8 protein-coding genes, 2 tRNA genes and 3 rRNA genes are annotated in these 13,545 nt (G+C 56.1%); 7 read left to right on the top strand and 6 right to left on the bottom strand.

What is annotated here, in order from left to right; all coding sequences use genetic code 11:
• The first annotated feature begins 295 nt into the window (after positions 1–295).
• The 5 genes from SynA1560_RS11635 to rrf all read left to right on the top strand — a co-directional run bounded on the left by SynA1560_RS11635 (position 296) and on the right by rrf (position 5,610).
• Positions 296–1,780: ribosomal RNA gene (locus tag SynA1560_RS11635) — 16S ribosomal RNA — on the top strand.
• A gap of 187 nt (positions 1,781–1,967) precedes the next feature.
• A tRNA-Ile gene (locus SynA1560_RS11630) sits at positions 1,968–2,041 on the top strand.
• 9 nt (positions 2,042–2,050) lie between these two features.
• A tRNA-Ala gene (locus SynA1560_RS11625) sits at positions 2,051–2,123 on the top strand.
• A 389-nt stretch (positions 2,124–2,512) separates the two neighbouring features.
• Positions 2,513–5,378, top strand: a 23S ribosomal RNA gene (locus SynA1560_RS11620).
• A gap of 115 nt (positions 5,379–5,493) precedes the next feature.
• Positions 5,494–5,610, top strand: a 5S ribosomal RNA gene (rrf, locus tag SynA1560_RS11615).
• Together the 16S, 23S and 5S rRNA genes with 2 tRNA genes alongside form the textbook arrangement of a ribosomal RNA operon.
• Positions 5,611–5,712: 102 nt before the next feature.
• On the opposite strand, the gene mtnC is transcribed toward rrf, so the two are convergent.
• The 4 genes from mtnC to SynA1560_RS11595 are packed head-to-tail and all read right to left on the bottom strand — an operon-like array spanning position 5,713 to position 8,163.
• Positions 5,713–6,438: an acireductone synthase gene (gene mtnC / locus SynA1560_RS11610; protein ID WP_186500588.1), complete on the bottom strand. Its 726-nt coding sequence runs from the start codon at positions 6,436–6,438 to the stop codon at positions 5,713–5,715.
• A complete protein-coding gene (gene mtnB, locus SynA1560_RS11605) occupies positions 6,435–7,052 on the bottom strand; it encodes a methylthioribulose 1-phosphate dehydratase (RefSeq protein WP_186500587.1) in 618 nt (205 codons plus the stop codon). The genes mtnC and mtnB overlap by 4 nt, the downstream gene beginning before the upstream one ends.
• A gap of 46 nt (positions 7,053–7,098) precedes the next feature.
• Positions 7,099–7,950: a DNA-formamidopyrimidine glycosylase gene (locus SynA1560_RS11600; protein ID WP_186500586.1), complete on the bottom strand. Its 852-nt coding sequence runs from the start codon at positions 7,948–7,950 to the stop codon at positions 7,099–7,101.
• Positions 7,951–7,953: 3 nt separating this feature from the next.
• Positions 7,954–8,163, bottom strand: coding sequence for a photosystem I reaction center subunit IV (locus SynA1560_RS11595; protein WP_186469410.1), 210 nt, complete (start codon positions 8,161–8,163; stop codon positions 7,954–7,956).
• Between the two features lie 101 nt (positions 8,164–8,264).
• Between SynA1560_RS11595 and SynA1560_RS11590 the strand changes: the two genes are divergently transcribed.
• Both SynA1560_RS11590 and SynA1560_RS11585 read left to right on the top strand, forming a co-directional pair.
• Positions 8,265–9,341, top strand: a complete 1,077-nt coding sequence (locus SynA1560_RS11590; RefSeq protein ID WP_255476950.1) for a hypothetical protein — start codon at positions 8,265–8,267, stop codon at positions 9,339–9,341.
• Between the two features lie 42 nt (positions 9,342–9,383).
• Positions 9,384–10,871, top strand: coding sequence for an ATP-dependent DNA helicase RecQ (locus SynA1560_RS11585; protein WP_186500585.1), 1,488 nt, complete (start codon positions 9,384–9,386; stop codon positions 10,869–10,871).
• A gap of 7 nt (positions 10,872–10,878) precedes the next feature.
• Here SynA1560_RS11585 and SynA1560_RS11580 read toward each other — a convergent pair whose 3' ends face one another.
• Positions 10,879–11,952 (bottom strand): LysM peptidoglycan-binding domain-containing protein, encoded by a 1,074-nt coding sequence (locus tag SynA1560_RS11580; RefSeq protein ID WP_186500584.1) that lies wholly within the window; start codon positions 11,950–11,952, stop codon positions 10,879–10,881.
• A gap of 78 nt (positions 11,953–12,030) precedes the next feature.
• A complete protein-coding gene (locus SynA1560_RS11575; protein ID WP_186500583.1) occupies positions 12,031–13,431 on the bottom strand; it encodes an aldehyde dehydrogenase family protein in 1,401 nt (466 codons plus the stop codon).
• Between the last annotated feature and the right edge of the window lie 114 nt (positions 13,432–13,545).

Genomic DNA, 13,545 nt, shown 5'->3' with positions numbered 1-13,545 from the left:
TTGATGAATGAGCGATGAAGGTGTGAGGTCCCGTCAACAATTATTCGTTGCAGAGAAGCATCGTGCTTGCAGCTTGAAAGTTTTCACGAGCTTTGAAGTTGTCGGTGTGCGCGATGTGGAGCAACAACCGGATCTGAGATCCTGGAAAGTCATTGAAAGAGAAATCTAGAGATGCACTCTTAAGAACCCTTTCTGTGTCAGCGGGAAGGAGGCCTCAACTGTTGCCAGTGAAAACTGAGCAATGGGTGACGCAAATCATTTTGAGGAAGTGAAAGCTTCTAAGAGGAAATGATCTACAACGGAGAGTTTGATCCTGGCTCAGGATGAACGCTGGCGGCGTGCTTAACACATGCAAGTCGAACGAACCTTCGGGTTAGTGGCGGACGGGTGAGTAACGCGTGGGAATCTGCCCTCAGGAGGGGGATAACGGCTGGAAACGGCCGCTAATACCCCATATGCCGAGAGGTGAAATGAATTTCGCCTGAGGATGAGCCCGCGTCTGATTAGCTAGTTGGTGAGGTAAGAGCTCACCAAGGCATCGATCAGTAGCTGGTCTGAGAGGATGATCAGCCACACTGGGACTGAGACACGGCCCAGACTCCTACGGGAGGCAGCAGTGGGGAATTTTCCGCAATGGGCGAAAGCCTGACGGAGCAACGCCGCGTGAGGGATGAAGGCCTCTGGGCTGTAAACCTCTTTTCTCAAGGAAGAAGATCTGACGGTACTTGAGGAATAAGCCACGGCTAATTCCGTGCCAGCAGCCGCGGTAATACGGGAGTGGCAAGCGTTATCCGGAATTATTGGGCGTAAAGCGTCCGCAGGCGGCCCTTCAAGTCTGCTGTTAAAACGTGGAGCTTAACTCCATCATGGCAGTGGAAACTGTTGGGCTTGAGTGTGGTAGGGGCAGAGGGAATTCCCGGTGTAGCGGTGAAATGCGTAGATATCGGGAAGAACACCAGTGGCGAAGGCGCTCTGCTGGGCCATAACTGACGCTCATGGACGAAAGCCAGGGGAGCGAAAGGGATTAGATACCCCTGTAGTCCTGGCCGTAAACGATGAACACTAGGTGTCGGGGGAATCGACCCCCTCGGTGTCGTAGCCAACGCGTTAAGTGTTCCGCCTGGGGAGTACGCACGCAAGTGTGAAACTCAAAGGAATTGACGGGGGCCCGCACAAGCGGTGGAGTATGTGGTTTAATTCGATGCAACGCGAAGAACCTTACCAGGGTTTGACATCCTGCGAATCTTTTGGAAACGAGAGAGTGCCTTCGGGAACGCAGTGACAGGTGGTGCATGGCTGTCGTCAGCTCGTGTCGTGAGATGTTGGGTTAAGTCCCGCAACGAGCGCAACCCACGTCTTTAGTTGCCAGCATTTAGTTGGGCACTCTAGAGAGACCGCCGGTGATAAACCGGAGGAAGGTGTGGATGACGTCAAGTCATCATGCCCCTTACATCCTGGGCTACACACGTACTACAATGCTACGGACAAAGAGCAGCAAGTTCGCGAGGACAAGCAAATCTCATAAACCGTGGCTCAGTTCAGATCGTAGGCTGCAACTCGCCTACGTGAAGGAGGAATCGCTAGTAATCGCAGGTCAGCATACTGCGGTGAATACGTTCCCGGGCCTTGTACACACCGCCCGTCACACCATGGAAGTTGGCCACGCCCGAAGCCGTTACTCCAACCCTTGTGGAGGAGGACGTCGAAGGTGGGGCTGATGACTGGGGTGAAGTCGTAACAAGGTAGCCGTACCGGAAGGTGCGGCTGGATCACCTCCTAACAGGGAGACAACACAATGATTTTGATGCCTGAGTATTTTTATTCTTAGGCCGAAATCCTGTCACCTTAGGTCGATCGGTACCTCAGCATTAAGAGCAGTAATTGATGAGCAATCATCAAGAGACTGAAGGAAATGTTCAGTTCCTAAACTTTGTCTAGGTCACACCCCACAAGGGTTGAGTCTTCCTGGGCCATTAGCTCAGGTGGTTAGAGCGCACCCCTGATAAGGGTGAGGTCCCTGGTTCAAGTCCAGGATGGCCCATTCGGTGTTGGGGGTTTAGCTCAGTTGGTAGAGCGCCTGCTTTGCAAGCAGGATGTCAGGAGTTCGAGTCTCCTAACCTCCACTGACCGAACTTAATCTCCATCTTCTGAACAGTGGAAGGTGAACTCGTAGGTGTGTGATTTAGATGTGTCCGCTGGCATGAACTCAGCTTCCTGTCATTCCAAATGATGAGTGTTTGCTCTGAATTTGGTTGATAAGATGCTGGGCTCGAACTGAGCGATCAGTTTGATGTCTAGCAGAACCTTGACAACTGCATAGGTGAGTCTGGAAAGAATAAAGCATCTCTCATGGATGCATCATTCTTTGATGAATGATGTCAATTCTTGAGCAAGAGCCGAGACTCCATCACGTTCTTCTGATTGTGTCGAGCAATCAGGAGTTTGATTATTGATTTAGTAATAAATCAGTGAGAATCCGTTTCAACGACGGCAAGCGTGTTGGAGATTATATGGTCAAGCTACAAAGGGCTCACGGTGGATACCTTGGCACACAGAGGCGATGAAGGACGTGGTTACCTGCGATAAGTCTCGGGGAGCTGGAAACACGCTTTGATCCGGGAATTTCCGAATGGGGCAACCCTTAATACGGCCAGCTGAATCCATAGGCTGGTGCGAGCCAACCCAGCGAACTGAAACATCTTAGTAGCTGGAGGAAAGGAAAGTAAAAACGACTCCCTAAGTAGCGGCGAGCGAACGGGGAAGAGCCTAAACCGATAGTTTCGACTATCGGGGTTGTGGGACAGCAATGTGGAAAAGGAATGTTAGTGGAAGTGTTTGAAAGACACGCCACAGAGGGTGAAAGCCCCGTACACGAAAACTGAACTGACCTAGCTGTATCCCGAGTAGCACGGAGCACGTGAAATTCCGTGTGAATCTGCGAGGACCACCTCGTAAGGCTAAGTACTCCTGTGTGACCGATAGCGAAACAGTACCGCGAGGGAAAGGTGAAAAGAACCCCGGGAGGGGAGTGAAATAGAACATGAAACCGTGAGCTTACAAGCAATGGGAGCCCTACTCATAGGGTGACCGTGTGCCTGTTGAAGAATGAGCCGGCGACTTATAGGCACTGGCGGGTTAAACCGGAAATGGTGGAGCCATAGCGAAAGCGAGTCTGAATAGGGCGTTTGTCAGTGTTTATAGACCCGAACCCGGGTGATCTAACCATGGCCAGGATGAAGCTTGGGTGATACCAAGTGGAGGTCCGAACCGACTGATGTTGAAAAATCAGCGGATGAGCTGTGGTTAGGGGTGAAATGCCAATCGAACCCGGAGCTAGCTGGTTCTCCCCGAAATACGTTGAGGCGTAGCGTCTCGTGCTCCAGCAGGGGGGTAAAGCCACCATTTCGGTGCGGGCTGCGAGAGCGGTACCAAATCGAGATGAACTCTGAATACCCTGTGTGTAGCGAGGCAGTCAGACTGTGGGGGATAAGCTCCATGGTCGAGAGGGAAACAGCCCAGACCGCCAGCTAAGGTCCCCAAATCAACACTAAGTGATAAAGGAGGTGGGATTGCCCAGACAACCAGGAGGTTTGCCTAGAAGCAGCCATCCTCAAAGGAGTGCGTAATAGCTCACTGGTCGAGCGATCCTGCGCCGAAAATGAACGGGGCTAAGTGTTGTACCGAAGCTGCGGATTTATGGTAGGGGAGCGTTCTATGTGGGGCGAAGCGTTAGCGTGAGCGGGCGTGGACTGCATAGAAGTGAGAATGTCGGCTTGAGTAGCGAAAACATGGGTGAGAATCCCATGCACCGAAACCCTAAGGGTTCCTCCGGCAGGCTCGTCCGCGGAGGGTTAGTCTGGACCTAAGGCGAGGCCGAAAGGCGTAGTCGATGGATAACAGGTCAACATTCCTGTACCGGTTATGTTTTGGGAAGAGGGACGGAGAAGGCTAGCCAAGCCAGATGTTGGTTACTGGTTCAAGCGTTCAAGGCGTTGAGGAGCGGCGAAAACGTTCCGAGCTGAGGCGTGAGTACGAGCTGCTACGGCAGCGAAGTTGGTGATGTCAAGCTTCCAAGAAAAGCTCTATACCCGTTAAGGCATAACTGCCAGTACCCGAAACCGACACAGGTGGGGTGGTAGAGAATACCGAGGTGCGCGAGGTAACTCTCTCTAAGGAACTCGGCAAAATGGCCCCGTAACTTCGGGAGAAGGGGTGCCACCGCAAGGTGGTCGCAGTGAAGAGGCCCTGGCGACTGTTTACCAAAAACACAGGTCTCCGCTAAGTCGCAAGACGATGTATGGGGGCTGACGCCTGCCCAGTGCCGGAAGGTTAAGGAAGCCGGTCAGCGTAAGCGAAGCTGGCGACTGAAGCCCCGGTGAACGGCGGCCGTAACTATAACGGTCCTAAGGTAGCGAAATTCCTTGTCGGGTAAGTTCCGACCCGCACGAAAGGCGTAACGATCAGGGCGCTGTCTCGGAGAGAGGCTCGGCGAAATAGAATTGTCTGTGAAGATGCGGACTACATACACCCGGACAGAAAGACCCTATGAAGCTTTACTGTAGCTTGGTATTGTGCCCGGGCTCTGAATGCGCAGGATAGGTGGGAGACGTTGATCTCGTGCTTGTGGGTACGAGGGAGTCAATGGTGAGATACCACTCTTTCAGAGCTAGGGTTCTAACGTTCACCCGTTATCCGGGGAGCGGACAGTATCAGGTGGGCAGTTTGACTGGGGCGGTCGCCTCCTAAAAGGTAACGGAGGCGCGCAAAGGTTTCCTCAGGCTGGTTGGAAATCAGCCGACGAGTGCAAAAGCAGAAGGAAGCTTGACTGTGAGACCTACAAGTCGAACAGGGACGAAAGTCGGCTTTAGTGATCCGACGGTTCTGAGTGGAAGGGCCGTCGCTCAACGGATAAAAGTTACTCTAGGGATAACAGGCTGATCTCCCCCAAGAGTTCACATCGACGGGGAGGTTTGGCACCTCGATGTCGGCTCATCGCAACCTGGGGCTGAAGTCGGTCCCAAGGGTTGGGCTGTTCGCCCATTAAAGCGGTACGCGAGCTGGGTTCAGAACGTCGTGAGACAGTTCGGTCCATATCCGGTGTATGCGTAGGAATATTGAGAGGATTTCTCCCTAGTACGAGAGGACCGGGAGGAACGCACCTCTGGTGTACCAGTTATCGTGCCAACGGTAAACGCTGGGTAGCCATGTGCGGAGTGGATAACCGCTGAAAGCATCTAAGTGGGAAGCCCACCTCAAGATGAGTATTCCCATGGGGTAACCCAGTAAGGTCACGGGAAGAACACCCGTTGATAGGCTCTACGTGGAAGTCCAGCAATGGATGCAGCGGAGGAGTACTAATAGACCGAGGGCTTGACCATTCATTTGGCTCTTGTCTGAGGCAAGTTTTATTCAATCGAGACCATCATCTGAAGCGAAAGTGGAGGGTGATGACCTATGCAGTTCTCAGGGTTCAACCTTGGGAATGTTTTCTATCCTGGTGTCCATGGCGCTGTGGTCCCACTCCGATCCATCTCGAACTCGGTTGTGAAACGCAGCAGCGGCGACGATATTTGGGGGGTAGCCCCCTGAGAAAATAGCTCGATGCCAGGTAAAACATTCTGATCACGGACGTGATCCAAAGAAAGCCATCCCGCTGTGGGGTGGCTTTTTTTGTGCCCATTGCTGGGGGTTGATCTGAATCGAAGGCCAGGGTTATGGCATCAGCTCGCGGAAGCTTTGAATCAAACGATGCTGGCCCGGGTTCTGATGGGGGTTGCCGGGTCGATAGCAGAAGTTGGTGCGTAGTCCTGCGGAGTGAGCTGCATCGCACTCCCCGGGATGATCACTGATGAACAGCACAGACTTTTCTGTTGTGTTGAGACTTTGACAGATCTTTCGATAGCTTTTGGCTTTTAATTTTTGACCCGTACGTGTGTCAAACCAATGGCTAAATCGGTCGCTAATATTTCCCTGTTTTGTGTGCATGTAGAGCAATTTCTGTGCTTGGACGCTGCCTGATGAATAGACAGTTAGTGTTATTCCCTTCTGAATCCATGCATCGAGGCTTGGCAGAACATCATCGAACAAGGGTGTTTTCAGTTCGCTGGATTCATAGCCTTGTTTCCAGATGATTCCCTGAAGTTCTTTCAGGGCAGAAGATTTTCTGTCTGATTTGATGAGATGATTAAGGTATTCGGCAAGTTGTGCATTCGACGGCAACCCTTGATCCGCTTTACTCAGCATCTGCTGACAGCTTGGATCTAAATCTTGATGCCATTCGTCGATGGCTTCTTGGATGATGTTGGCAATTCTTGGCTCGTTTGTTCCCCTTTCAAGGGTTTGCATTAAGTGCGCTTGTGCATAGGGAAAGAGTGTTTTTGCAACGAAATCCACTGGGCATGTGGTTCCTTCGATATCGAGCAGGATGACTTGAATCACGAGTTGTTGGTGACGAGTGTTTGTCTCCATACGAGTTCCAGTAGGAACTCAAGGATTTCAGTATGGCGTCGTGCCTGCTGAAGATCAGATCCCCAGGCATAGAGGCCGTGACCCGAAACCAGCAAGCCATAAGGTGCCTGCTCCAACCGTTGACCTGCTGTTTCACTCAGGGTTGTTAGATCCTGATCATTGTTGATGATGGGAAGCTCAATGCTGGTGGCGTGCGTGTTGACTCCCTCCAGTCCTTTCAACATTTCCCAGCCCTCTAACACAAGACATCCTTGATCTAGAAATCGTCTGGAGAGCCATGTGGCATTGATCGAATGGGTATGGAGAACGGCGCATGCATTGCATTGATCAACAATGCGCAGATGCAACAGCGTTTCGGCACTGGCGCGTCCGTTGCCGTTCACCACGTCCCCTGCGGCGTTCACAACGATTAGATCACTGTCGGTGACAGCGCCTTTGTCGACGCCACTGGGCGCCATCAGCAGCTGCAGCGGTTCCCGCTCGGTCACAACACTGAAATTTCCGCCTGTTCCGTCGCACCAGCCTCTCCGGTGCAGGGCTCGCATGGTGGTGATCAGTGCACTCGCCTGGTGATCAGCAGACATTGACCGAGGGCTTGGCAATCCATTCATGTCCTATCGCATGCGTTGCCTAGCTCTGACATGTTGGGCACCAATGGGTGCTGCGCCCCGCCAGTTTCATCCGTTCAATAGGTGTTCCGCAGGTCAGGCAGTCTTTGCCGGTTCGACGGTAGACAGCGGCTTGGCCTCCGTAGTTTCCATTGACGCCTTCCAGATCACGGAAGTCGCTGAAGGTGGTTCCGCCCACGCCAATGCTGATCTCCAGCACATGAACCAGGCTGTCGCGGAGTTTCTCCAGTTGTTGGCGACTGAGACGACCAGCGGGTGTGTGTGGTGCGATCCCGGCGACGAACAAGCTCTCGTCGGCATAGATGTTGCCAGTGCCTGCCACCAGGGATTGATCCAGGAGCGCCGCTTTGATGGACCGTGTGGATCCTTTCAATTCGCGTTGAAGGTAGCTGGCGCTGAAGGCATCACTGAATGGTTCTGGACCCAGTCGTTTCAGGCCAGTGATCACGGAGTCGATGGGGGTGCCACTGGGCACCCACCACATTTCGCCGAAGCTGCGCATGTCGACGAAACGCAGTTCCTGACCTTGCTCGTTCCAGAAACGGGCACGGGTGTGTTTGCAGGGATCACTGGGCTCGTCATGCCACTGGAACTGGCCGGTCATGCGGAGATGAACCCCCCAGACGCCGCTGGTTCGATGCGTCCCTTGTTGATGGAGAGAGGCCATCAAATACTTGCCTCGACGCGTCCATTCGCCGACGCTTTGGCCTCGGAGGCCATTACAAAACGCGTTCACTCCTCCCGGGCTGGCCACGGCCCGTTCACGGAGGATCTCAACCTGTTGAATCACGAATGAGTTGAGATGGCTCGCCAGTCCCCGGCGAACCGTCTCAACTTCCGGAAGTTCCGGCAAGACTCAAGCGGGCTCGAGTTCGGACATCGCAAAGTTATTGGTGTTGATGCCACCGTCTGTGCCCTGCAGGCCGTTGTAGTTGACCTGTTCAAAACGGACCACAACGGGGTAGCGGATTCCGGAGGTGTCAATGGACGCCACCTTGCCCACTTCGTTGAACCAGTAAGACTCAGGGCGCTTGATGCGCACCATGTCACCGCGGGAGATCGCCATCGCTGCGCTGGAACTCGGCTGCATGCAGAGCGTATCGCCGTGTCTCCCCTTCAGGGATTGAGTGACACACAATGTCGTCCAGCAATTGAAGACCTTGTGGTGTGCCATGGCAGCATCCAGCCTTCGGTGCGTTGCTGACCTTGCTACCCACACAACCTGAGCCTCCTGTGCTGGAGCTGGATCTTCCCGATCCAGACCAGGACGACATCAGCACCATGGAGTTTCTGGCTCGGCTTGAACAGGCCTGGGCGGTCTGTGACAAGTTCGATCTGCAAACGGAAATCTGGCGCGGACGCATCCTCAAGGCTGTGCGCGATCGCGAAAAGCGTGGCGGAGAGGGTCGTGGTGCCGGGTTCCTGCAGTGGTTGCGCGAGCGAGAGATCAGCAAGACCCGTGCCTACGGCTTGATTCAGCTGGCGGAGTCCGCCCAGGACATGTTGGGTGACGGCATGTTGGAAGAGAGCAGCGTTAATCAGTTCTCCAAGCGGGCCTTCATGGAAACTGCTCAGGCGGCTCCCGAAGTGCAATTGATGATCACGGAAGCAGCCAATGAGGGCCAGGAGATCACCCGCAAACAGGTGCGACGTCTCACGGATGAGTTCACCGCAGCCACCAGTCCCCTGCTTCCTGAGGAAATTCGTCAGCGCACCCAGGAGAATCTCCTTCCACCGAAGGTTGTGGCGCCCCTGGTCCGTGAGCTGGCGAAATTGCCTGAGCCACAGCAAGACGAACTGCGCAAGGTGCTTCGCGATGAACCGGAGCTTGATCGCATCAAAGATGTGACGCACACAGCGCGGTGGATCACCAAGGCGACCGAATCCGGTGAGGCGGTGCGTGCCTTCCAGCAGGGTGAGCTCGATCTGGAAAAGGCCATGCAGGAAGCGCAGCGTCTGGATGCCCTCGGCCTCCTCGCCGATGCCGTCGGTCAGGCCCAGGCTCTGGAATCGGCAGTTCTCAAACTGCATACGTCTTGGCGCCGATTGGGAGGCCTGCAAGAGCGTCTTTGGGTCGAGAGCGGCAGCAGCACGCCTTATCTACGGGATGTTCTCTCTGCGCTGCAAAGCTTGAGTGGAGCCACGCTCCGCGTTTCGCTGGGTGAGCTGGCGGGAGGGAAGCGCGTTCGGCTGCAGTTGGTGGAGGAATCGGCTGACCAGCTGGATCCCCCACCGATTCACTAGATCTAGTGCTCAGTAAGCTGAGGACGCCATCCGTGGTGTGTCTTGGATCTACTGCTGGATGCGTTGGAACGTTATTACGGCTGGGAGGATTTCCGCCCTGGGCAGCGTCCCGTGGTCGAGTGTTTGTTGCGAGGCCAGGACTGTCTCGCAGTGCTCCCGACCGGCGGAGGTAAATCTCTTTGTTATCAATTGCCCGCCCTAGTGCGCTCAGGGCTTGTGGTGGTGATTTCGCCCTTGGTCGCCCTGATGGAGGACCAGGTGCTGCAGCTGCATCGTCGTGACATTGCGGCGGCGTGTCTCCACGGTGGCATCGAGCCCGACCGCCGCCGTGAGATCTTGTGCCAGCTTTCCGATGGTGATCTCCGACTGCTGTATCTCGCCCCCGAGCGACTGCATGGAGAAGCGACGCGATCCATCCTTCAGGAGCACGCCGCAACGGGTCAGTTGGTTGCTTTTGCAGTGGATGAAGCCCATTGCATCAGCGCCTGGGGGCACGACTTCAGGCCCGACTATCGCCGTCTGGGTCAACTCAGAGATTTGTGCCCGGGGGTGCCGATGGTGGCTCTCAGTGCCACCGCCGCACCTCGCGTCAGGGCCGACATCCTGCGCCTTCTGCATCTGAGGCGTCCTCTGATTCAGGTCGGTTCCGCTCGCCGCGAGAATCTGCACTACGCCATGCGTCGTCGGGCAAAGGATCCGTTGCCCGATGTTCTGGAGGCCCTTCAGCAGGCTCGGGGCGCCTGTCTGATTTATGCGCGCACGCGACGGTCTGTGGAGCAATGGACGGAACGCCTTTGTGCCAGTGGTGTTCAGGCCATCGCTTACCACGCTGGTCTTGAGCCAGATGTGAGACATCGCGCCTTAGCGCATTTTCTCGAGGCCGAGGCCCCTGTCTTGGTGGCCACCGTGGCGTTTGGGATGGGTGTGGACCGAGCTGATGTCGGCCTGGTGTTGCATCTTGATTTGCCCAGCACTCCTGAGGGCTATCTGCAGGAATCCGGGCGTGCCGGGCGTGATGGCCTCCCAGCCCATTGCCTGGTTCTTTTCTCACCCCGGGACCGCACCAGCCTTGGCTGGGCGATGCAGAGTGCTCTGAGGCGCACCTCAGGGACGGATGCCGTTGAAGAAGCGCGGCGGATTGAACTGGCGCAACAGCAGTTGCGTCGCATGGAAGCTGTGGCCGAAGGCGAGTATTGCCGCGAGCAATCGCTTCTGCTGTCAGTTGGCGAGTTGGTGCCTCCCTGCGGCCGCTGTGATCGATGTCTTTCTCAGGCTCCACGCTTGGATTGGTCGGATGAAGCCAAAGCGGTGCTCGAATGCCTCGCTCAAGAGCACGGAACGGATGCACGCAGCTTGAGCGAGCGTCTCAACCTGGAGGAAGGTCGTGCACCCCACTGGGGTTGGTTAACCCGACGATTGGTGCAGGAAGAACTCATCCACGAAAGCAACGACGGCAGTCAGAGGCTGTATCTCAAGGACAGTGGCCGACGCTTTCTGCGTCAGCCCTGGCCTTTGCATTGGGCAGCGTGAGTGCTGATCAGCTCTTGATGGCAGCGCAGCGATCCTTCACAAGGGCGCGTTCAAACTCAGTCTGTGGTGCGATCCAGTTCTTCCACATGCCGTTGGCGCCCGTAACGTTGATTTTTTTCGCTGAACAATTCACGGCAACATAAAAGGACTGTCCCTCGCCATTGAGGGTGGGTGCCACTTCGCTGCCAGCCATTGACTGCCAGTTGCCCCAGTCGACTTGGAGGGGGCCATAGGTTCTCCAAGCGGCCTGCTTCGGCTGGGCGCTGGTGCTTCCAGTCTGGCTGGCAGCAGCGGTCGCCACCGGTTCTTTCTCGATGGTTTCTGTGATCACGGTGTCTGTCGTCACCGTCTCCTCCACCACAGGTTGGTTGGCCTGGGGCTCAGAGTCAGGCTGGCTCTGAGATGTCGTGTTGGAAACCGTGTCCTGTGAACTCTCAGATGCTTGCGCGGCTGGCACGGAATCTCCGGCGGCCGATGTGGTGTCCACCTCGGGTTGGCTCGAGCGCAGCATCAATTGGGTGCCCACTTTCACCTGATTCGGATTGGCAATGGCATTGATGCTGATCAAGGACGCCATCGGGATGTTGTAAGCCTTGGCGATCTGCGTGAGCGTCTGACCACGCGCCACCGTGTGGGAGGTGGCGTTGGGATTGGCCTTGATCGGGACGGGTTGAACGCGCGCAGTTGCCTGAGGTGCGGGTTGTGGAAGCACTGCATTGCTCGGCAGTTTTAGGGTTTGGCCGATTTCCACGTGATCGGCACTCGCCAAGCCGTTCAGCACAATCAGCTGACGTTCCGTGACGCGATACTGAACAGCGATTTGGCTGAGGGTGTCGCCGGATCGCACAGTGTGGCGGCCAGAGCCAGCACTGACCGCTCCGGGAATTTGCAGCCGCTGGCCGACCTGCACGAAATTCGGGTCTCGCAGTCCGTTCAAGCGCATCAGGCTGTTGATGGAGACGCCGTAGCGAGCCGCAATGTCGGACAGAGTCTCACCTGGTTTGACAGTGACAGACGCCGCATGGCCTGCCAGGGGCGAAAGGGCCATCACGGTCAAGATGGTGAGGAGGGTGCGGCGCATGCGTCTCCGGTGGCTGGGCGAACCATAAGGTGCCTCTGGCTTGATGCCAGTCTCTGTCCGGCGATGGCCTCAGGATGCTCAGCTCAGCAGACGACGAAATGTGTCTGGGCTCAGCGTGTACGGGGGATAGCGCTGGGGGAGATCGAGCCAGAACGGGCGACGCAGCACGGAGCGTTCATGGGAAAAGGTGCGGAATCCAGCTTCGCCGTGGTGGGCACCCATGCCGCTGGCGCCCACCCCCCCGAATGGCAGATCAGGAACACCTGCCTGCATCACCACATCGTTAAAACACACTCCACCTGAACTGGTTTGGCGCAGCAGCTGCTTCTGATGGTTGGTGTCACCGCCAAACAGGTAGAGGGCGAGGGGCTTGTCTTGTTTCTGGATGTGTTCGATGGCCGCATCCAGATTCGGGATGGTGAGCACGGGCAGAAGGGGGCCGAACAGCTCATCGGTCATCAAGGGGTCATGGTCGTCGTGCACAGCGATCAGGCTGGGCGCGATTCGGCGTCGTTCAGGATCGAATTCGCCGCCCAGCAGCACCCGTCCTTCTGCTTCTGCACCCCGCAACAGCGTTTCCAGCCTGCTGTAGTGCCTGTCGTGGATAAGGCAGCACAAATCCTCTGAATCAAGCGGTTGTTCGCCATAGAGCCTGAGCCTCTCCCGAGCGATTGCATTCAGCAGGGGTTCGCGCACACTTTCCTGAACGAACAGGTGATCCGGCGCGATGCAGGCTTGTCCAGCATTGAAACCCTTGCCCCACACCAGCCGCCGCGCCGTCACGTCGAGATCGGCATCGTTGAGGACGATCGCCGGGTTTTTCCCTCCCAATTCCAACGTCACTGGTGTGAGGTTGGCGGCAGCGCCCTCCAAAACCTTCGCGCCGATCCGTCCGCCACCGGTGAAGAAAATGTGATCAAAGCGCTGACGCACCAGGTTCGCGGCCACGTCTCCATCTCCATTGACCACGGTGACCACGTCCTGTGGAAAGTGCATGGGGATCACCCGTTCAATCAGCTCTGCAGTGGCCGGAGCATGTTCTGACGGTTTGATCACGGCGGTGTTCCCGGCCGCCAGTGCACTCACGAGGGGCCACAGGGTGAGACTGAATGGCAGGTTCCAAGGGCCGATCAGCAGAACACACCCCAGGGGCTCCCGGATCAGTTCGGCGCGACCAGGCTTTTGCACGATCGGGACGCGAACGCGATGTGGTCGCATCCAAGAGCGCAAACGCCGTTCAGCAAGATTGAGCTCTTGAAGCAGGGCCACCACCTCGGCCATGGCTTCCAGGGGAGGTTTGGCGAGGTCTTGATGGAGTGCCTCGAGAATCGCCGACTCGTGCTCGGTGACGAGATTTCGTAGGCGCCGCAGTTGCTCTCGCCGCCAGCGTTCCGGATGCGTGACGCCTTGCAGGACGGGTTCGCGCATCCGTTGCAGATCGGTATCGCTGAACGCGGTGGCTGTGCCGGCTTGAGCCATGACGTCAGAAACAGGCGCTTACTGAACGTCATGCTCGCAATTCCATCCCATCAACCGTTGCCAAGGGGGGGATGACGCCAAAGCCGATTGCGCTTACTACGAAGAGAGAGTGAT

The sequence above is a fragment of the Synechococcus sp. A15-60 genome, from assembly GCF_014280095.1.
Lineage (GTDB): Bacteria > Cyanobacteriota > Cyanobacteriia > PCC-6307 > Cyanobiaceae > Synechococcus_C.
The sequence above is the reverse complement of the archived record's forward strand: the minus strand, read 5'-3'. Positions and strand labels throughout refer to the sequence as shown.

Bases quoted from the DNA above. Each gene is read 5' to 3' on its own strand.
- mtnB (WP_186500587.1), bottom strand. From the start codon at position 7,052: ATGTCTGCTGATCACCAGGCGAGTGCACTGATCACCACCATGCGAGCC.
- SynA1560_RS11595 (WP_186469410.1), bottom strand. From the start codon at position 8,163: ATGGCGATCTCCCGCGGTGACATGGTGCGCATCAAGCGCCCTGAGTCT.
- SynA1560_RS11580 (WP_186500584.1), bottom strand. From the start codon at position 11,952: ATGCGCCGCACCCTCCTCACCATCTTGACCGTGATGGCCCTTTCGCCC.
- SynA1560_RS11575 (WP_186500583.1), bottom strand. From the start codon at position 13,431: ATGGCTCAAGCCGGCACAGCCACCGCGTTCAGCGATACCGATCTGCAA.